Raw genomic sequence first — 19,020 nt, 5'->3', positions numbered from 1 at the left:
GTGATGAATGAGATCAGGGGCGCAAACTCTGCGCCCCTGAAAATAGATGAAGAACTTACAACGCAAAACGCGATTGCGGCCACAGCCAGGCAGCACCGCGCACTCCGCTCGAATCACCGTGAACCGCTTTAAGGATCGGCGTTTCACATTCTCCGCCAAATACCCATTGTTTCACCAGCAGCGGCACGGTCTGATACAGGCGATCGACGTTGCTCATGCCGCCGCCGAAGACAATCACGTCCGGGTCGAGAATATTCACCACATTCGCCAGTGCTTTCGCCAGACGACGCTCATACCGCCCCAGCGCCAGTTCCGCTGTTTCATCGCCCTGTTCGACCAGCGCAATAATCTCCGCGCCCTTTAACCGCTGACCGGAATGGCGGAAGTAGTCTTCAGCAAAACCGGTGCCGGAAACAAACGTCTCGACGCAGCCTGATTTTCCGCAGTAGCAAGGGACTTCGCGGGCGAACTGGATTTCTTCTTCATCCTGCCATGGCAGCGGATTGTGGCCCCACTCGCCTGCGTTGCCGTTGCCGCCCGCGTGCGCCACGCCGTTAAGCGCAATACCGGAACCGCAGCCGGTGCCGATAATCACGGCAAAGACGGTGTGACGGCCAGCGCCCGCGCCATCGGTGGCTTCGGAAACCGCCAGGCAATTGGCATCGTTAGCAATATGCACTTCGCGTTTGAGCAACAGCGCCAGATCCTCATCCAGTTGCTGACCGTTCAGCCAGACCGAATTGGCATTCTTCACTTTACCCGTGAACGGCGATAATGTGCCGGGGATGCCGAGCCCCACGCTGCCGCGCTGTCCGGTGCCTTTCTCGGCGTCCAGCACCAGCCCTTCAATCGCTTTGAGCGTGCGTTCGTAATCATTTCTCGGCGTATCGACCCGTTTGCGAAACAGCTCTTTACCTTCATCCGATAACGCAATGACTTCTATTTTTGTGCCGCCTAAATCAATGCCAATTCGCACGTTTTATTCTCCATTTTATGTCCTGCAGGGTCAGTTTTTCTGAGTCTGTTCAGTTTAGAAGCCACAGGCCTCTGTCACCAGAATAAGCTGTTATGCAATGTTACAGGCCGCGGCGATTTCTTAACGACGACCGGCGCTCAATTGGTTATCATGCCGCCCTGCATTCATTTATTCAGCGTACCACGAGTGCGCCGGGACAGGGATAACGCCATGTTATGGTTTAAGAATTTGTTGGTTTACCGTTTGAGCCGTGAAGTTTCGTTATCTGCTGACGAAATGGAAAAACAGCTCAGTGCTTTCACCTTTACCCCGTGCGGCAGCCAGGATATGGCGAAAACCGGCTGGGTTTCACCGATGGGTTCTCACGGTGGCGACGCGCTGACTCACGTCAACGGCGGGCAGATCCTGATCTGTGCACGCAAAGAAGAAAAAATTCTGCCTTCTCCGGTTATCAAACAGGAGTTACAGGCCAAAATTGATCAGCTCGAAGGCGAACAACACCGCAAGCTGAAAAAGACTGAAAAGGATTCCCTGAAAGATGAAGTGCTGCACAGCCTGATGCCGCGCGCATTCAGCCGTTTCAGCCAGACTTTCATGTGGATTGATACGGTTAACGGCCTGATTATGGTCGATGCGGCCAGCGCCAAAAAAGCCGAAGATATGCTGGCGCTGCTGCGTAAAAGCCTTGGCTCGCTGCCGGTGGTTCCGCTGACCATGGAAAGCCCGATCGAACTGACGCTGACTGAATGGGTGCGTTCAGGCGAAACGCCTGCCGGTTTCACCTTACAGGACGAAGCCGAGCTGAAAGCGATTCTGGAAGAAGGCGGCGTGATCCGCTGTAAAAAACAGGCGCTGGTCAGTGACGAAATCGCCACGCATATCGAAAATGGCAAACTGGTGACCAAGCTGGCGGTTGACTGGCAGGAACGTATCGCCGTGGTTCTGGCTGACGATGGCAGCATTAAACGCCTGAAGTTCAGTGACGTGATCCGCGATCAAAACGAAGATATTGATCGCGAAGATTTCGCAGGACGTTTCGATGCTGATTTCGTGCTGATGACCGGTGAACTGGCCGCGTTAATTCAGAATCTGATCGAAGCATTGGGCGGCGAAGCGCAACGCTAATTTCTCATTACACAATAATAATAAAGGCGCTCATGAGCGCCTTTTTCGTGTCTGAATCTGAAGAAGTTACTTGGTCAGGTATTTACACAAGTACGAAGTCGTTTCGCCGACCTGTAAGTTGAATTCACTTTTACCCGGAATATAGAAGGTTTCGCCTGGCTTAAAGACCTGCCAGTCCGGAGATCCCGGGATCAGCACTTTCAGTGAGCCGCTGATGACGGTCATTTCTTCAGGTTTTGCAGTACCGAACGTGTATTCACCGACGGCCATCACGCCAACACTGGCTGCACCCGTACTTTCGCTGTCGAAACCAATCGACTTCACTTTCCCGTCAAAATACTCATTATTTTTCAACATAGATTGGCCCTTTGCGATAATTTTCAGAGCCTTCATATTAGGGGCAGAAACCGTCTTCTGTCACTGATTATTACCGCTTTATCTGCACCAGACGACACCGCCCGCAAAGCGGGATCGCTGATTTGATTTTAAGGTCACACAGTGCCATTGTGGATAGCTGTATGCCCCGTCTTTCACATCCTCAGACCACCAGCTCCGCCGCCAGTTTTGCCATCAGCACATTCGATAACAACACCGGAATATTCAGATGCTTTTTCAGCACCTCTGCGTGATGACGGTTATAGCCAATGCAATCAAGCAATACCACTTCCGCGCCCTGTTCAGCCAGGCGCATGGCGGCTTCAGTCAGCGCCTGATCGTCAGAGATATACGGACTGGCGACCGCAAAACATGGCGCTTTGGCTAATTTGCGCCACTTATTCGCCTGTTCAACCACCTGGGATTCTACCGGCACCACAACGCCAGCGCGGTGCAGGCCGATAATCGAGCTAATCAGCGGCGGGATAATGCGGTCAGGTTCGAGAAGCAGGGCATTTTTCGCGTGCAGATGGTTAAATTCGCCGGTACACAGCAGCAGAATGGTCATGCAGCCCAGCTCTTCGAGCAGATCAATCTTTTCCTGTAAGCCGCGTTCCACACGCGACGCGGCCAGTGAGACTTGCGAACCATCCAGCAAACGGGTGACCAGCACCGCGTCGCCTTCGGCAGGCGCATAGCGCTGTTCAATTTGCTCCGTGCTTAATCCGTCCAGCAACCCCACATGGGTGACCGATTTGGCCGGCAGATATGCCATCAGCAGCGGCATAATGTCGCTGCGGGGGGCCTGTCCGATAGTTAACGTCGCAAAGGATGTCATCATGGTGTTACTTCCGGTTTTGCAGGTGACGCAAGCTTCCGTACAGCGACAACAGGAGCTGATATTCATCGGCATCAAAGAACTGACAGGTGCCGCGGCCAAACTCTTTCGCGACTTCAACGGCGAACTTCGCCGCCAGCGCGATATCCACTTCATGACTTGCACCGGTGCCACAGCCAGGCACCACAGATTCTGCCGTAATCGCCACACCGACTACCGGCACGCTGGTCGCCGTGGACGGTTGCAGAATGCTGTTCAGATGATGAACGCCGTTGCCGTAAGGCGTGATGTCCTGCGTGGTGATCGGGAAGGTCACCGCCGGTTTGCCGCTGGTCATTTCCATGATGCGCAGCAGATCTTCGGAAACACGCAGGATGTAACCCTCTTTCACCGTCGGAGAAATCGCGTATCCCTTGTGATTGATAATGCGGTTGCCTTTGGTGGTGTCGATAGAAAGTATCGCATCGACGCCCTCGACCACTTCATTGTCATTCATGGTCACATCATCAATCGGTGAGTCCATGAAATCGACCGGATCATGCGGACGGGTGGGCGCGTTCGGGCAAATATGCGTCGTAATAATCACATCGCCTTCGAGCACGTCTCCCTTGCGCTGCATGTCGGCCAGCTTCAGTGCGCTGGTGACTGCGGCGATGGCGCCGTCGGCATCGGATACCAGCCCGATACGCGTCGGACGCGCACCGATGCCGCCCAGACGACCAATAATTCCGAGCGTGGGCGCAGTGCCGCCGCTGCTCTTACCTTTGCTGCCCGGCACGGTAATGCGGACAAAATCGGTGCCGCCTTTCGGGCCTTCCGCGCGGTGTGTGCTGGCGGTGATCCCCGGATAACGGGCGAATAAGTCCACAATGTCCTGACCGCTGACATGCGCACTGTCAATCAGTTCGAATACCGTTAATGTCTGTTGCAAACTCATCACAAAATCCTCTTAAAACCCCACAACCGGCGTATAAAGCGCAGTGGCAAAACGGTCGCGGGCGCTGTTCATCGGGGAACAGTCGGTGTGTCATGCTGGCTAAGAATCAGCCCTGGTGTTGGTGCGGTACTCACTACTTTTTGGCGCTGAAAACCGAGGTGAAGAAGCTGTAAAGTGCATCACCGGCAATAAATCCTGCCGCCAGCACTTCCATTGGCGTACGCCCTTTTTCACCCCAGATCCGGATAATGATAATGCGCAACACAATGCCGCAAACCACTGCCCATCCGGCCATCACACTGTTGATCAGCAAACCGGTGGCGAGCAGTACGCCGAGCTGGCGTTTCGGACCGCCAATCAGCTGGATTAACGCCCCCGGAATGGCCCAGATCAGCAGACTGTGTGCAATGCCCGGCTGCGCACCGGCCTGAATAGTTTTGGCATATACCCTCGCCACCGGCGGCACTAAATCCTGTGCGAAGTAGCCGTAATGGGCATACCAGACCACCGGAATCGCGATAATAAAGGCCAGCAAGGCGGCGAATAACTGGATGCGGCGGCCATAAAGTTCGGCACGCAAATCTTTGCCGTAGCCGCGCAGAATGAAGCCGGCTTTCAGATCAAACCCCATATCGGCAAACGCCGGGCCGGTCGCGGCGGTAAAGCCGGTCAGCACACACAGCGCCAGCGGCGGGAAGCCAATCAGAATGCCGATAATCAGCGTAATCAGCGCCACGGCAAATGCCGGGAACCAGCCGGAGTGCATCGCGGCAATCCCGACAATCAGTTCGTGGAAGAACGCGGCAAACGCAGCGTAAATCACAAACGCAATCAGCATCCCCACCGACATTTCACTGTAAAGGCCACTGGCCAGCGCCAGCAGCGCGGCAATGGCGATATAACCGAATGCGCCCAGTCCGAGTGCGGTACGCACTTCTTTTGCCGGTTGGGTAAAGGTAGTTTTGGCGTCGGCGTTTTTAGCACGCACCACCTGAATCACCTGCAGCAGCGATACCAGCCCGGCACCGACCATCATGCCGTGCGGAATATACATCGCATTAAGATCTAAACCGGCAACCGGCTGGGCATAAGCGCGGATAAGCAAACCGATGCCGAACATACTCAGCGCCCAGATATTGCCGATAAACGCCGTACCGAAGGCCGCCATCGGAATCTTAAGCATCGCGCCCGCCAGCCCGACCACCACACCGGCGACCAGTAACCACGCCTGACGCCCGCCGTTATCACCGGCTTTAATCGCTTCAGCAGCAGCAACGCCCGGCGGCCATGCATTGCTGGCCGGGAATACTTTGGTATCAAACAGACGGTAAAGCAGATAGGCATCGAGCAACATCGCCACCGCTACGCCGGTAAACATCGGCATAATCAGTTGCGGCTGGCCCATGACATAAGGGATCGCGATCGGCATCAGCAAACTGTTTGCCGCACCAAAGGTCGCGGAGGAAATCACGGTTTGCGCCAGATTTTGGGTATGGACAGAACGGTAGCGCTGAAAAGCCTGCATCGGGATACGCGCCAGTAACATGGCAAACAACGCGCCGATAATCGACGTGTTAGGCGTAACGCCCAATGTGGTAATCAGCTGAACCCCGATAATTGCGCCCAAAACGGACAGCAGGATCATCACGATGAGAGTGCCAATATCCTTTAGCGGATTTTCCTTATTATTTTTAGCAGGTTGATCTGACATAAGGCCCCTGGTGTTGGCAAATATTGAAAACAGCGATTTTCCGGGTCCGTTATTAGTCATTACCTTTGCGGTTTATTACCGTTCTGGTAAATGCCAATACTCATCACCCAATTTTTCGGCGAGCTGCCGCGTCACGGCAATCAGCCCCTCTCTAATTCCTTCCGGAATTTCTTTTCCCTGTGCGGGGGAAGGAAATGATAAACACAGCCCCATGATTTCATTGCGATGCTTATTAAAAATACTGGTAGCTAAGGTACTTATTCCAAGCAGTGTTTCGTTATTGGCAAAAGACACCCCGGTAAGCCGCACTTCAGCCAGACGAGACAACAAAATGTTCAGACTTTCCGGTGCATTCACAGAATGTGCGTGGTACTTGCCTCTAAAACGCTGACGGACTTCTTCATCGGTATAACGCGACAAAATGGCACGGCCAATGGCCGTTTCATGCGCTGGCAAAAGGCTTCCCGCCGGAGTGACCACTTGCAAATAGGTTCTACCGGGGAACATGCGCATCACCATAATGTCACGCCCTTCCAGCATCGAGATGTAACCGGTGCATTGTGTGAGCTGACTGAGCTGCGTCATATAGGGCGACGCTAAATCTACCAGCGGCGCCGATAAATAATGGCTTGAGACGGCCAGTAATAACTTCCCAATCTGATAAAGACGGCTGTCCGGATCACGTTCCAGCAACCCTTGCGTTTCCATGGTCATCAGCAAACGCGAAACCGTGCTTTTCGGTAATTTTAAATTTTCGACGACATCACTGAATGACAAACCGGGATGCCCCTGACGGATATCCTTTCTGGAAAATAACTTCAGCACTGCTGCCGCATTTTCTAAAGTGGTCATAAGGAGATAGTTCCGATATATGGAACAGGGTTCCTGTTAAGTTAAATAAAAACTAAAGCTGATACGAGTCAGCGTCAAGCCGTTTGTTTTTCAATCAGGAGAAGACAGGTAAATGAATATGCTTAAAGAAATTCCTAAAGCCATTCAATTCACAGAAAGAGGGGTTTAATGCCGAGTAATAATGAGGTGACGGGCATAAAACTCAGCAGATAATTTTGATTAAATATTACGCAAAATATAGAGAGCGATAGAGGCTTCAACAAGAATGATCGTCACTGACCATATCGCGGGCATCGCTTTCGCATGCTGGCTGAAGAATTGTCTCAGGATTTTCATCAGGGGTTCCGTGGCAGAGGTGGACGTAAAATTAATAACCTGAGTGATTACTTTACGCCTGCACATCACTGTGTACAATACTTAAACACCCGTGACATTCATCACAAAAATGGCCCGTTTAATTTACACTTTCCGCTGCTGCAGGATTTTGGGACATAAAAAAACGAGCCTCCGGAGCTCGTTTTCAGATGTGGCGGTTGACGGTTTTTTAACGCGCGACCGGCAATGCCAGGGCATCAAGAATTGAATTCACCACACCCGCGGGATCCAGCGTACCGTCTACCACATGATGCGCAGCCTGCTGATAAAGGGCTTCGCGCTCATTCAGGACTTCCTTCATTTCTTCGGTAATCGGTTTACCCGTCAGCGTAGGTCGCTGATCTTCCAGCGGAGCATCTTCCAGACGATTGGCCAGTGTCGAAGCTGGCGAACGCAGATAGATAACCGTTCCCGCATCACGCATGAAATCGCGGTTTTCCTGCGCCAGCACCACGCCGCCACCGGTCGCGATCACTGTGAATGGCGCGCAGATTGCCTTCAGCGTCTCAGTTTCACGGCGGCGGAAACCTTCCCAGCCTTCACGCTCAACGATGTCCGCCACGCTCAGGCCAGATGTGCGCAGCAATGTCAGATCGGTATCGACAAATTTATAGCCCAGTGCTTTTGCCAGAGCGCTGCCCACCGTCGTTTTACCCGCACCGCGCGCGCCTACCATGAAAATGGGTTGTGTCATTACCGCTATCCTTTATTCCCCGGGAACCGTTAGCCCGCCTGATGAAAATCCATCATCAATATGAAGTGTAAACATCAAAAGTGGTCATTGTACTGGCCTGAAGCTGTACTCGTCAGATAGTACAACAAAAAAGCCTCACTGGCAGATTTTTATCACCTGCCGGTGAAGCTTCTGTAGCGTTTTATTTACGCTATGGTGCTCATCATACTGAAAAAACCTTGCCCCGCAAAGGCCTGCGGGCAGCTTTGCGATCCAGCTTCCATAAGTCGCTGTATCAGCGAGGTTTACAGATATACACCAGCGCCGGTGGAAAATTCTTCACCACGCGGATTTTTTTCCAGGTGAAATAGCGGGACAGCAGTTTCTCCGAGAGATGGCTGTACTGGAACAGGACAAGCACCCCGTCTTTTTCTTTCAGCTGCTGCCGGGTGGCCTGCAAAATCCGGATGCTGGTTCGCACTGGCATCGACAGTAGCGGCAAACAGGAAAATACGGCGTCATACTGCGTGCTCATGTGTTCAGCGGAATGCGCCATCACCTGCAAACGGGGATCATCCATCTGGTTCAGCTTGCGGACAAACGCAGGCTGTATTTCAAACGCTTCAAGTTTTGCATCGGCGCGCATCCGGCTGAGAATGCGACGGGTCAGCACCCCGTCGGCGGCACCCAGTTCAGCAATATCCAGTGACGTCGCCCAGTCTATCTGGCTAAGCATCGCGTGGCACAACCACGGCGATGACGGCATCAGTGTCCCCATCGTCCTTGGTGAAGTAATAAAATTCTGTAAATAGAAAAATTGATTCTGAATCGAAACCCCAGTGTTCTTAATTGTCATTCTTGCGGCATTCAGCATATTAACTTCCTCCTGAGGACATAGACCCTTATATAACGCAAAAATTCTTAAGAAATGATTAATAAGGGAGATAATCGTCAGAAAGAGGGAAATTAATTAAAACACATGGGATGATTCTCAAAAGAAGTCCGGAGTGAAGAAAATAAAGAAGGCCAATGTCGGGTGGCATTGGCCTTCTTTGCTACAGGAAATATCATCAACAGATTTTATAAAAAAGGCTTACTATAAAAGATGATTTTTATTTATACAATTCAACGCTTGCACGGTTCAGGCTTGAATCGCCCGGCGTACCCTGACCGATGACACGGTAGTGTGTTGCACCTTTGTCGCTCGCTACCTGATTCAGTTCATCACGCATGCTACCCGGGACAGTATTAGGTGCGCTCACTGAAACAACACCCAGGGACTGGAAATTACCACTTTGCGCCTGCATTTCAGAAATTGGCGTGGCAGCAAGAGCAGAGAATGAAGCAACGGTAATAGCGACAGCTGTAATTGCAGGTAAGAGTTTCATATTACGCACCTTTCTTTTGTTTGTTTCGTTAATTAATGGAGCGGAAGTCATCCGTTGAGTTAATTATCAGCGAACCAATGAAAGGCGACGTAATCCAACGTAAAGAAATTTAACCTTTGTGGTAAAAATAAGGAGAGAATGCAAGTAAATATTTCAGCGGGTGTAAGCGATGGAAAAACGAGGATATTTAATGGAGAAAGTATGGAGAGATTTCAAAGTTATTTAAGAACGGGACAACATTCGCACAAATCGACGCCGCTATGCAATCACTGATATGATTATTTTTTATGAATTTTCTGTTGCTGTGATCTGATGCAAGGTCAGAACAGCAGGGTTCGGGCTCCGCGTGTGCGGAAATCCTTTGCATAATGTTAAAAGGGAGTATTTATGGCGGGTGGAAGCCTTCTGGCTTTGATCGATGATATTGCATCGATTCTTGATGACGTTGCGGCGATGAGTAAAGTCGCTGCTAAAAAGACAGCCAGCGTGTTGGGCGACGATCTGGCGCTGAACGCGCAGCAGGTTACCGGAGTGAAAGCTGACAGGGAATTACCGATCGTCTGGGCTGTCGCAAAAGGATCCATGATCAACAAAGCGATTCTGGTCCCGCTGGCATTACTGATCAGCGCCTTTATTCCCTGGGCCATCACGCCTTTACTGATGATTGGCGGTGCCTATCTGTGTTACGAGGGTTTCGAAAAAGTCGCCCATAAATTCATGCCCGGCGCCCCTCACGAAGAAGAGAAACCCGCATCGGCTGAGGTGAAAAATGACGCCGATGCTAAAAAGCAGGAAAAAGAAAAGGTCAAAGGTGCCGTTCGTACTGACTTTATTCTCTCAGCAGAGATCATCGTGATCTCACTGGGTATCGTGTCATCAGCGCCTTTCCTTAATCAGGTCACGGTGATGGTGCTGATTGCGGTGGCAATGACCATCGGTGTTTATGGCCTGGTCGGGGCTATTGTGAAAATTGACGACGCCGGTTTGTACCTGAGCAAGCTCAGCGGTGAAAGCAGCATGATGAATGCCATACGCGCCTTTGGACGGGGCATTGTGAATCTCGCCCCCTGGCTGATGAAGATACTGTCGATCGTCGGCACTATCGCGATGTTCCTGGTCGGCGGTAGTATTATCAGCCACGGTTTGCCATTCATGCACAGCCTGATTGAACCACTGACACACGGGCATGAAAGTTGGGTGAACACGCTGATTACCGGCGCGACCGATTTGGTCGTCGGTCTGGTGGTCGGTGCCGCCGTACTGGTGCTGGTACTGACTGGGAAGAAGCTGTTCGGTAAGAAGTAAAGAAGATGAGTTCACGCCCTCCGTTCGCCGGAGGGCGCCATCACGCCGCAATTCTTTAGTTTTTCGACGCCACCAGCATCATAATATCGCTGGTAAATGAGCCGTCAGTCTGGATCTCAAAGTGTTTTACCACTTCCTCAGACATCACTTTTTGCAGCTCGCGGATAGCGACAGCGAAATGTTCCGGCGTACGCATACGCGCTATCCAGCTGGTGAATTCCAGCGGCAGACGGTCAGTAGTGACTTCACGGGCAATCAGGCCGGCGTCTGACGCCATGTTCAGCCATTCGCCCGGCGAATAGTTGCGCACATGAGAAGTGTCGCGCAGCACTTCAATCGTCTGCAGATAAATATCCAGCAACGGGTGCCCCGGCGATACCACATCCATCATGATGAACTTTCCGCCCGGTTTCAGCACACGCGCCACTTCACGCAACGCCTGCCCGACATCATGCCAGTGGTGTGCAGAATAGCGGCTGATAATGATATCAGCGCTTTGGTCGTCAAACGGCAGTGACTCCGCCACGCCCTGCTGTATCGTAATGTTATTCAGCTCTTTATCTTTTGCCGCCTGCTCAACCACTTCCAGCATCTGCGCCGACAAATCGTAGGCAATCACATTTTTGACGACCCTGGCAGCAACAAAGCTGGCGTGCCCCGCGCCACATCCCAGATCAATCACCTGTGCATCCGCAAAAGGTGCCAGCAGCGTCGCCAGACGTTGCAGATCCGCGCCCTGTGAATGAACGGCGCTGGTCAGATAATCTTTTGCCTGCGAACCAAACTGCTTATCGACGGCCTGACTATGGGTGTTTTTCATGTTCATCATTGCTCCTGTCTGTCTTGTTTTTAATTGATTTTGGGGGAAGAACGCGGGTTTCAAATGACCTCAAAATCACTATAGGCATTGTTTTATACGGGTACAATATGAGCATTTATACTGGTATAAATGAGTGCCTGTTTACGCGTTAACTGTTTAAGAGCTCCCAATTTAAGAGGTCGCCATGATTGATATCGCAGAGTCGCTCAGTGGCCCGAAGGCGCTGGGCACCTTTTTACGCACCCACCGCGAACGGGTGACGCCGGAAATGGTGGGCTTGCCGGGCTCACCACGTCGCAGAACCAGCGGGCTGAGGCGTGAGGAGCTGGCACAAATCAGTGGTATCAGCGCCACGTGGTACACGTGGATTGAACAGGGACGCGATGTGTCGATTTCAGCCGCCACGCTTGACCGGCTGGCGAAATCGCTGCGCATGGAGCCTGCAGCACGCGAGTATTTATTCAGCCTCGCGTCGGTGAAAGACCCTGAGGCGTTGCCCTCTTCCGCCGCACCGGACGCAGGCCTGAAAGAGTACGTCAATCAGCTGACCTGCCCCGGTTATCTGCTCGACAGTTGCTGGAATGTGCTGGCGTGGAACCCGCAGGCTGGCACGTTATTCAGCGGCTGGCTGGGCGTGGATGAAAATCCTAACTTGCTGGATTTTATGTTTCTGCATCCGCTGGCGCGCCAGCTGGTGACAAACTGGCCGGAGCGCGCCAAGCGCGTGGTGGCAGAGTTTCGGGCTGAAACCAGCCATTACCCTCATTCCGAAGCGGTCCGCCAGGCGGTGCAGCGGTTACGGGAACGCAGCGCCGAATTCAGCCAGTGGTGGACGCAACAGGAAGTGCTGGCGCGCGAAGGGGGCGAACGCCGCTTTAACCATCCCCTTAGCGGTGAAATCCGCTACCGGCAGCAGACGTTTTTTCCGGCGGGATATGCCGAATGTAAACTGGTGATGTTGCTGCCGGAAGCCGGAAGCGGTTAGCTGACAGCCTGCTGTTTTTTCTGGCTAAACGGGGATTTTCGCCAATTGACAGATTGATGCCTGATATGTGAGGCTGACTTTTTGGTTTCCTGAACTATCGGTTTTCTGAATCGCTGGTTTCCTCAATGACAGGACGATACCCATGCTGACACGCCAGATTTATCAGGATGAAGAAATAGAAATCCGCGTTGCTACGGAGCTGGAAGCCATCACACACTTTGCCGCCGTTCAGGCTTCGGTGGCTGAAATTGGCGCATGGGAAAGCTGGTGTACCGATAAATATTCCCCTGATGACAGCCGCAAATACCTCACCGACAGTGAGCAAAAGCGTCATCGGGGGGCAGAATTCAATTTCTGTGTTTTTGAACGTTCCGGCGGTAATCTGATTGGCAGCGTGGGCATCAACCGCATCGTACAGGAATATAAGTTTGCCAACCTTGGCTATTGGATCCGCACCGGTTATACCGGCCGGGGACTGGCAACGCTGGCGGTCAGAGCCGCAGCTCGTTTTGCGTTTACCGAACTGGAGCTGACCCGTCTGGAAATCGTGGTGATGGACGGCAATGAGCGCAGCCGCAGGGTGGCAGAAAAAGCGGGCGCAACGTCCGAAGGTCTGCACCGTAACCGGCTTTATTATCACGGTCAGCCGCGTGATGCCTGGATGTATTCTTTGATCCCGGGCGATCTCTGAGGCTGGCTCCACAAAAAAGATAAGGCAACAGAACATGACTTTTTCTACCCATACCGTTTCTACACAATGGCTGGCAAAAAATCTGAACTCACCGGATGTCGTCATTATCGATTGTCGTAAATCTAAGCCGGGCATCACGCCGCCCATTGATTTTCACGGCAAATACCTTGAAGCGCACATTCCTAACGCGATTTATGTGGAAGTCGACAGCATTTCAGACTGCACAACCGGGTTGCCGCATATGATGCCAACCGCAGAGGAATTCGCTGCCTCCATGAGCCGTTTGGGCGTCGCTGATACGCAAACCATCGTGCTATATGATGAGGGGGATCTGTTCTCCGCGCCGCGTGTGTGGTGGATGCTGACCAGCTTCGGCGCGAAAAGCGTACGCGTGCTGGATGGCGGTCTTAATGCGTGGATTGCAGAAGGCAAACCGACACAAAGCGGTGAGCACACCCGCGTTCCTTCGACGTTCAACGCGAAACTGGTGCGCCCGGTGGTCGTCAGCGCAGAACAGGTAAAAGACGCGCTCGGCAAGGTGCAGATTATCGACGCCCGTTCGCTGGCGCGTTTTAAAGCCGAAGCACCGGAACCGCGTCCGGGGCTGCATGGCGGCCATATTCCCGGCAGCCTGAGTGTTCCGTTTACCGAGCTCACCCAGGACGGGCACCTGAAATCACCCGCTGAGCTGAAGGCCACGTTTGAAAGGCTGGGCGTTGATCTGAATAAACCGGTGATCACCAGCTGTGGTTCCGGTGTTACGGCGGCGGCGCTGGCATTCGGACTGGATTCTCTGGGCGTTAAGGATGTGCAGCTTTATGACGGTTCATGGGCCGAATGGGGCGATGTGAACGAAGATTTCCCTATCGAAACGCACTGATTTTATCACTACTCAGAAATCACTACCGGGCCTCAGGCCCGGTTATTTTATGCGATATTTCGCGGGTTCATGACGTCGTCAGTTCGCGGACGCCTAACTCCTGAGCAATTTTTTTCATCAATGTAATCACGCCATACGCCTGACGCGGCACTTCACTGAACTCTTCAATCAGCAGCGGTTTACTGACCGGTTCGTGCGCAATTTCATGCAATGCCTGGCGCATAATGGCCAGATGTTCCGCAGACGTTTGTGACGAAGTGATCAGCGGTAAACCCGGCACAGCCGCCGTCTGGCCGATAACCACCAGACCGCTGAGCGCAGACGGCTCGTTGCGGTACAAAAGCTCCAGCGTTACGCAGTCAATCGCTGCCAGATCTGCCCGGTTCTGCTGCACATAATGCAGGGATTCACGGTGGCTGCCTGTCGCGGTGGCCTGAGAGAAAAATTTCCCGTCTTCCGCAAGCGGCGCAACCAGCGCCCTGAGACTGTTATATCCGGACTGCGAATCGGTGCTGTTAAACGCCAGACGCCGGTGACGGAAATCAGACAAATGCAGTTTTGCATCTTCATTACGTGCCAGCAAAAAACTGCGGTATCGATAACCGTCGCAGCCCGGCGCCCGGTAACTGAAAGTGCCCACCAGCTGAACATCCGGCAGACTCTCCACCAGCGGAAAACCACAGGTCTGGCTAAGCAGCAGATCCGCCTGCTGCCAGTGAGTGAACAAATCCTGCGGCCAGCTCAGCGCTTGCGGCGTGGACGTCAGGCCAGATCGCTTCAGTTTTTCCCGCAGAACACCGGCAAAAGCTTCCACGTCCAGGACAGAAACAGCATACATCGGCAAAGACATCAGCATCATCCGGCCACTCCGTCAGGGGGTTTCCTGCTGATAATTATAGTCGCTGCGCGCGGTTTGCACAGGCTCATGAATGCTGGCAAACGGATGCGCTTCCACACTGACCGGTTTCTGCGTGTGCTGCCTGAACCACTGGCGGTAACCTTTCACCACAAAACCCTCACTGCGCGCAATATAGGCCTCGCGTTCAGCAAAATACACCCGCCGCAGTGAAAACCAGGGTACGCCCGGTAAATCGTGATGTACCAGGTGATAATTGAGATTGAGAAAAAGGATCCGCCAGATAAAACCGGCTTCATTCAGCGTTGAGCGTGCCTGTGGGGAATGTTCGGCGCGATGTTCATAAAAGGAACGGACTTTGGTCAGACTCAGCGCCGGATAGCTCACCGCCAGAATGAAATAACCGGCTGACAGGCCGTGAAGAGACATCCAGAACAACAAACCTGCCAGCAAAACCCCGTGGAAACCCCACATGCCGACCGTGCGCCATTCACCGCGTAATAACGCCGTCAGCGCGCCGGTCAGCGTGGCGGAAATATCCAGCAGCGGCCCGATTAACATCCGTCCAGGCAATGTATTACGCAAACGAACAATCGCCTTCATCGCCGGCGACAGACTTTCCCAGCTGGCACGGCTGAAATAATAAGCCTCAGGATCGTCGCCCGGCAACGTCAGATGTTCATTGCGATGATGCTGTAAATGCGAGTCACGGTACAAACCATACGGATACCAGACCGCCAGCGGCAGCGTGCCGAACAGCTGATTCAGCCAGGGTTTACGGGTCGGATGCCCGTGAATGAGTTCGTGTTGCAGCGACATATACCAGGTCGTGAACCAGATAAGCGCAGGCGTGGCAATCCACGGACCGAGATCTTGCCAGAAATACACCAGCGCAAACCAGCCGCTGTAAACCGTGGCGATCAGTGTCCAGGTAGGGATTTCAAGCCGCCACCAGAAACGGGCGGAGCGGGAAGCAATGTCTGCCCGCTGACGGGCGCTGAGGTAAAACGAAGAGGACGCCATAATGTGCCAGAGTGAGAAACCTTTGGCACATTATCTGGCAGAGGAAAGCGGCCGCTAACTAACTTAAAACGCTATCTATTGCCAGTTAGCGGCTTAAGAAATCAGCCCTGTAAATCCTTTTGCAGCGCCTGATTAAATTGCTCCATCGGGCAGAAACCTTGCTTATCAACGGTACAACCTTCGATCTGCAACGTGACGCGTTCCGGTGGATTTTTCAGACTCAGCGCCACATCGTTACGCAACTGACGGGCCGTCGGATAAACATACTCAATCTTCATCAGATCTTTATCGGTCTTTATATCGTGCCAGCGCTGGAAAACCACGGTTCCGTTGATTGGCGTACGTTCGTACTGACCCGGCAACTGGTAATCTTTGGTTTTCAACGCCGCAAGCAGTGACGCGATATTGGAATCATGCCCGACCAGCACCGCCAGTTTTGCCTGCTGCGCGGCTTTCTGATCTGCGGTCGTTGCCAGTTTTGGATCGAGCGCACCGGCAATAAAGGTCAGCAACGGTTTAGCCGCGTTGGCTGCAATGGCCGGCGAGCCGAACAGCGTTTCGTGATAAAGGTTTTTGATATCCTCCAGTTTCTTCCACTGCTCTGGCGTATTAATTTTCCCCCACGCCACGTCTTTCATCGGGTAACCTTCGTAGTATTGCAGCATAAACGCGTCAGCCGCGCCGGTCGCCATACGCAGCGGCCCTGTAATACCCGGTTCTTTACCCTGCGTCAGCACGACATCAGAAGGCTGCGAAGACAGATCGCACTGCTGTTTTTCTTTGCAGGTTTTACTGTTTTTATAATCCAGGATACTTTCCAGCAGTTGATAGTTCGGTTTGAGGCGCTGATTGAGCCCTGCCAGACCGCCCTCGCCTGCATGCTGGTTAACAGAATTCAGCGCATTGGTTTTGAAGGTATCATTCACTTCAGCGGTGATAATCGGATTAAACACCGGATCCATTTTGCCGATTTCTACGCGATTAATCACTGAAACGTCGCAGCCGGGGAAAGCGCCGCTGGAGAAATGCTTCGCGGTATCAATGGTGCGCGGCAAGCTGTTGGCATAAGTAAAGACCTGCGCACTTTCCGGGCAGCCGGTAGCGGGCAGCAATTTATCCTTCGCCAGCCATGCGCGGAAGTACTTGCCCATATGTTCAGAATTCTGGCCGCCTTTAGGCGTCAGTAATCCCCCTTCGGTTTTCCACACCGGCCAGGTGTGCGTCGTGGATTCGGCGAGCACGTCACCGTAATTGACCAGTGGCGCGCGGATACCGTGGCGGCTGAGCACCAGGACTTGCTGGAGTTCTAAATTATCGGACTGAGCCGCCTGAGCGGCTGGAAGCGAGAGCGGTAATACGCAGGCAAGTGCAGACAACGCAAGATAACGGGATGCTATTTTCACGAGTGATCCTCTTGATGAAGTATTTTACAGATTCCCTGAAAACAAAAAATCACCGCAAAAACCAACAGATTGATTCTTGCGGTGAATTTTCAGCATAGTGGAATATTCATCAAAATTGAGGGATCAGGTTCACAACCTGCGCCCGGACTTTGTTCAGTCACAAAACTCATTCACAAAGAAAGTGCTTCAGAACTGATACCGCAGCCAGGCAAAGAAAACATTGCCGTTATTGTAGGTTCCCGGAATATACGTTGCCTGAAAGGTCAGTTTGTTATAGCCGATGGAAGCCAGCGGTAAAACGATCGGAATAGGAATATATTTATAGTCGTCACGCGCCGTCACCGCCGCGGTATACCCTAACCCCAGACGAAAGTTTTTATCTTCCGCAGGTGTCCATATTTTTTCCCAGCCATAACCGCCGATCGGTTCCCATTTATTATGCGAGTCTTTAAACGCCATAAAATAAATGCCGTTCCAGTTTCCTTTGTCATCGTAGCGGGAAATACCGTAACCCCCGCCCCACGGACGCTCATTATAACGGTCAGTTTTCTCTTTATCGTAAGTCAGACGGTTATGCCAGGTGATCACCGGCAGATACAGATCCTGTGAATCTGAATCATTCCAGGTCGTTGAGACTTTATCTGTAAAGTCTGACCATACGTTCGCCGCCAGCGATTTATAGTGGATGGTATCCGGATCGCTGACCGGATTAGTACCGCTATTATTCGCCCACACGGATGAACTCATACCCAGTGTTAATAGTGTACCTGCACAACCGATTACTTTCTTGATCATCATATCTGTTATAGCTCCCTGCGTCAGGGGAGTATCATAAACAAACAACAACTTTATAAACTAAACAAAGAAGTAACAAAAAACGTCGGTTTTTTCAATTTCATGAATTTAAAGTCTTTCCATTTATCCTTATCAGAATTATCTCTAAAATATTTAGACTTCGTTTAGGCGGTTAATTTAATTTAAAAACCCACCAATAAGAATAAGACGAAAAATACGACTGGAATTTTCTTAATAATACCCCGTCTGTTTATAAGGAAATTAAAACTGAAAACGGAACCAGCCAAACAGGACATTCCCTTTACTGTTGGTTCCCGGCACGTAGGTGGTCTGGAACGTCAGCCTTGAATAGCCTGCTGATACCAGCGGCAGCACCATGGGAAAAGGAATGTAATCATAATTGTCACGAGCAGAAATGGCGGTGATGTAACCTGCACCTAAGCGGAATTCTTTATCATCTAAAGGCTGCCATATTTTTTCATAAGCATAACCGGCAACAGGCTCCCATTTATTAAAGGAGTCTTTAAAGGCCATCGCATAAATGCCGTGCCAGTTTCCTTTCTCATCATAACGTGAAATACCGTAACCTCCTCCCCACGGATGTTCGTTATATCCTTCAATTTGTTTTTTGCTGTGTGTATGCCGGTTATGGCGTGTTAATACAGGAAGAAAGAGATCTTGCTGCTGCGGAGCATCCCACGTTTGCGCAATATTATTGACGAATGAATTCCATAAACCTTCATTGTTTTCCTGCGGGGAAACATTCTCCTGCGCAGATTTAATCTCGTTATCCTGTGCCTGTGCATTAAGGGATATTAATAATGAGAGCATGAAAATTGGGCAAGCGAGTGCAGCGCGAATATTCGCGAAAATGATATTTTTCATTGGCATAAAAGCCCTGTTGAGTTGACCGGGGCATTATATGACGATGGTTACATATAAAAAGTTAATGATTAATTAAGCAGTGATCAGTTTAATGAATATAAGATGCTATAACCTTTTAAAAACATAG

The 19,020-nt window shown here is 51.8% G+C and carries 20 protein-coding genes; 5 read left to right on the top strand and 15 right to left on the bottom strand.

Annotated features, from left to right (window positions below; genetic code table 11):
• Nucleotides 1–55: 55 nt before the first annotated feature.
• Nucleotides 56–976 (bottom strand): fructokinase, encoded by a 921-nt coding sequence (mak, locus tag J1778_RS08670; protein WP_217172824.1) that lies wholly within the window; start codon nt 974–976, stop codon nt 56–58.
• Nucleotides 977–1,186: 210 nt separating this feature from the next.
• Between mak and rdgC the strand changes: the two genes are divergently transcribed.
• The gene (gene rdgC / locus J1778_RS08665; protein WP_112287473.1) at nt 1,187–2,101 is read left to right on the top strand and encodes a recombination-associated protein RdgC; all 915 of its coding nucleotides are present in this window, start codon (nt 1,187–1,189) and stop codon (nt 2,099–2,101) included.
• A 66-nt stretch (nt 2,102–2,167) separates the two neighbouring features.
• On the opposite strand, the gene ppnP is transcribed toward rdgC, so the two are convergent.
• The 8 genes from ppnP to J1778_RS08625 all read right to left on the bottom strand — a co-directional run bounded on the left by ppnP (nt 2,168) and on the right by J1778_RS08625 (nt 9,250).
• Nucleotides 2,168–2,458 carry a pyrimidine/purine nucleoside phosphorylase gene (gene ppnP / locus J1778_RS08660; RefSeq protein ID WP_056770943.1) on the bottom strand — a complete coding sequence of 97 codons (291 nt, stop codon included), beginning with the start codon at nt 2,456–2,458 and terminating at the stop codon, nt 2,168–2,170.
• A 181-nt stretch (nt 2,459–2,639) separates the two neighbouring features.
• Nucleotides 2,640–3,317: an AroM family protein gene (locus J1778_RS08655; RefSeq protein WP_217172823.1), complete on the bottom strand. Its 678-nt coding sequence runs from the start codon at nt 3,315–3,317 to the stop codon at nt 2,640–2,642.
• Nucleotides 3,318–3,321: 4 nt separating this feature from the next.
• Nucleotides 3,322–4,251, bottom strand: coding sequence for a DUF1177 domain-containing protein (locus tag J1778_RS08650; RefSeq protein ID WP_217172822.1), 930 nt, complete (start codon nt 4,249–4,251; stop codon nt 3,322–3,324).
• 133 nt (nt 4,252–4,384) lie between these two features.
• Nucleotides 4,385–5,962 carry an OPT/YSL family transporter gene (locus J1778_RS08645; RefSeq protein WP_217172821.1) on the bottom strand — a complete coding sequence of 526 codons (1,578 nt, stop codon included), beginning with the start codon at nt 5,960–5,962 and terminating at the stop codon, nt 4,385–4,387.
• 75 nt (nt 5,963–6,037) lie between these two features.
• On the bottom strand, nt 6,038–6,814 hold the full coding sequence (locus J1778_RS08640; protein WP_217172820.1) for an IclR family transcriptional regulator: 777 nt from the start codon (nt 6,812–6,814) through the stop codon (nt 6,038–6,040).
• A 544-nt stretch (nt 6,815–7,358) separates the two neighbouring features.
• The gene (gene aroL, locus J1778_RS08635; RefSeq protein WP_217172819.1) at nt 7,359–7,883 is read right to left on the bottom strand and encodes a shikimate kinase AroL; all 525 of its coding nucleotides are present in this window, start codon (nt 7,881–7,883) and stop codon (nt 7,359–7,361) included.
• Between the two features lie 274 nt (nt 7,884–8,157).
• A complete protein-coding gene (locus J1778_RS08630) occupies nt 8,158–8,736 on the bottom strand; it encodes a class I SAM-dependent methyltransferase (RefSeq protein ID WP_217172818.1) in 579 nt (192 codons plus the stop codon).
• A 238-nt stretch (nt 8,737–8,974) separates the two neighbouring features.
• Nucleotides 8,975–9,250: a YdgH/BhsA/McbA family protein gene (locus J1778_RS08625; RefSeq protein ID WP_217172817.1), complete on the bottom strand. Its 276-nt coding sequence runs from the start codon at nt 9,248–9,250 to the stop codon at nt 8,975–8,977.
• 387 nt (nt 9,251–9,637) lie between these two features.
• Here J1778_RS08625 and J1778_RS08620 point away from each other — a divergent pair, with 387 nt between their 5' ends.
• Nucleotides 9,638–10,555 carry a DUF808 domain-containing protein gene (locus J1778_RS08620; protein ID WP_217172816.1) on the top strand — a complete coding sequence of 306 codons (918 nt, stop codon included), beginning with the start codon at nt 9,638–9,640 and terminating at the stop codon, nt 10,553–10,555.
• A 55-nt stretch (nt 10,556–10,610) separates the two neighbouring features.
• Here J1778_RS08620 and J1778_RS08615 read toward each other — a convergent pair whose 3' ends face one another.
• Nucleotides 10,611–11,381, bottom strand: a complete 771-nt coding sequence (locus J1778_RS08615; protein WP_217172815.1) for a class I SAM-dependent methyltransferase — start codon at nt 11,379–11,381, stop codon at nt 10,611–10,613.
• 178 nt (nt 11,382–11,559) lie between these two features.
• Between J1778_RS08615 and J1778_RS08610 the strand changes: the two genes are divergently transcribed.
• The 3 genes from J1778_RS08610 (at nt 11,560) to sseA (ending at nt 13,931) form a co-directional block, all read left to right on the top strand.
• Nucleotides 11,560–12,360 (top strand): helix-turn-helix transcriptional regulator, encoded by an 801-nt coding sequence (locus J1778_RS08610; RefSeq protein WP_217172814.1) that lies wholly within the window; start codon nt 11,560–11,562, stop codon nt 12,358–12,360.
• A 142-nt stretch (nt 12,361–12,502) separates the two neighbouring features.
• Entirely contained in the window at nt 12,503–13,051 is a 549-nt protein-coding gene (locus tag J1778_RS08605; protein WP_217172813.1) for a GNAT family N-acetyltransferase, read from the top strand.
• Nucleotides 13,052–13,085: 34 nt separating this feature from the next.
• Complete coding sequence (gene sseA / locus J1778_RS08600; RefSeq protein WP_217172812.1) at nt 13,086–13,931, top strand: 3-mercaptopyruvate sulfurtransferase; 846 nt, start codon at nt 13,086–13,088, stop codon at nt 13,929–13,931.
• A 67-nt stretch (nt 13,932–13,998) separates the two neighbouring features.
• Here sseA and J1778_RS08595 read toward each other — a convergent pair whose 3' ends face one another.
• The 5 genes from J1778_RS08595 to pagP (J1778_RS08575) form a co-directional block, all read right to left on the bottom strand.
• Entirely contained in the window at nt 13,999–14,790 is a 792-nt protein-coding gene (locus tag J1778_RS08595) for a phosphate/phosphite/phosphonate ABC transporter substrate-binding protein (protein WP_217172811.1), read from the bottom strand.
• Between the two features lie 12 nt (nt 14,791–14,802).
• Nucleotides 14,803–15,810, bottom strand: coding sequence for a fatty acid desaturase (locus tag J1778_RS08590; protein WP_217172810.1), 1,008 nt, complete (start codon nt 15,808–15,810; stop codon nt 14,803–14,805).
• 101 nt (nt 15,811–15,911) lie between these two features.
• Nucleotides 15,912–17,213 carry a bifunctional glucose-1-phosphatase/inositol phosphatase gene (agp, locus tag J1778_RS08585; RefSeq protein ID WP_217172809.1) on the bottom strand — a complete coding sequence of 434 codons (1,302 nt, stop codon included), beginning with the start codon at nt 17,211–17,213 and terminating at the stop codon, nt 15,912–15,914.
• Between the two features lie 186 nt (nt 17,214–17,399).
• The gene (gene pagP / locus J1778_RS08580) at nt 17,400–18,011 is read right to left on the bottom strand and encodes a lipid IV(A) palmitoyltransferase PagP (RefSeq protein ID WP_217172808.1); all 612 of its coding nucleotides are present in this window, start codon (nt 18,009–18,011) and stop codon (nt 17,400–17,402) included.
• Nucleotides 18,012–18,269: 258 nt separating this feature from the next.
• Nucleotides 18,270–18,893, bottom strand: a complete 624-nt coding sequence (pagP, locus tag J1778_RS08575) for a lipid IV(A) palmitoyltransferase PagP (RefSeq protein WP_217172807.1) — start codon at nt 18,891–18,893, stop codon at nt 18,270–18,272.
• Between the last annotated feature and the right edge of the window lie 127 nt (nt 18,894–19,020).

The organism is Rahnella bonaserana (genome assembly GCF_019049675.1).
Lineage (GTDB): Bacteria > Pseudomonadota > Gammaproteobacteria > Enterobacterales > Enterobacteriaceae > Rahnella > Rahnella bonaserana.
The sequence above is the reverse complement of the archived record's forward strand: the minus strand, read 5'-3'. Positions and strand labels throughout refer to the sequence as shown.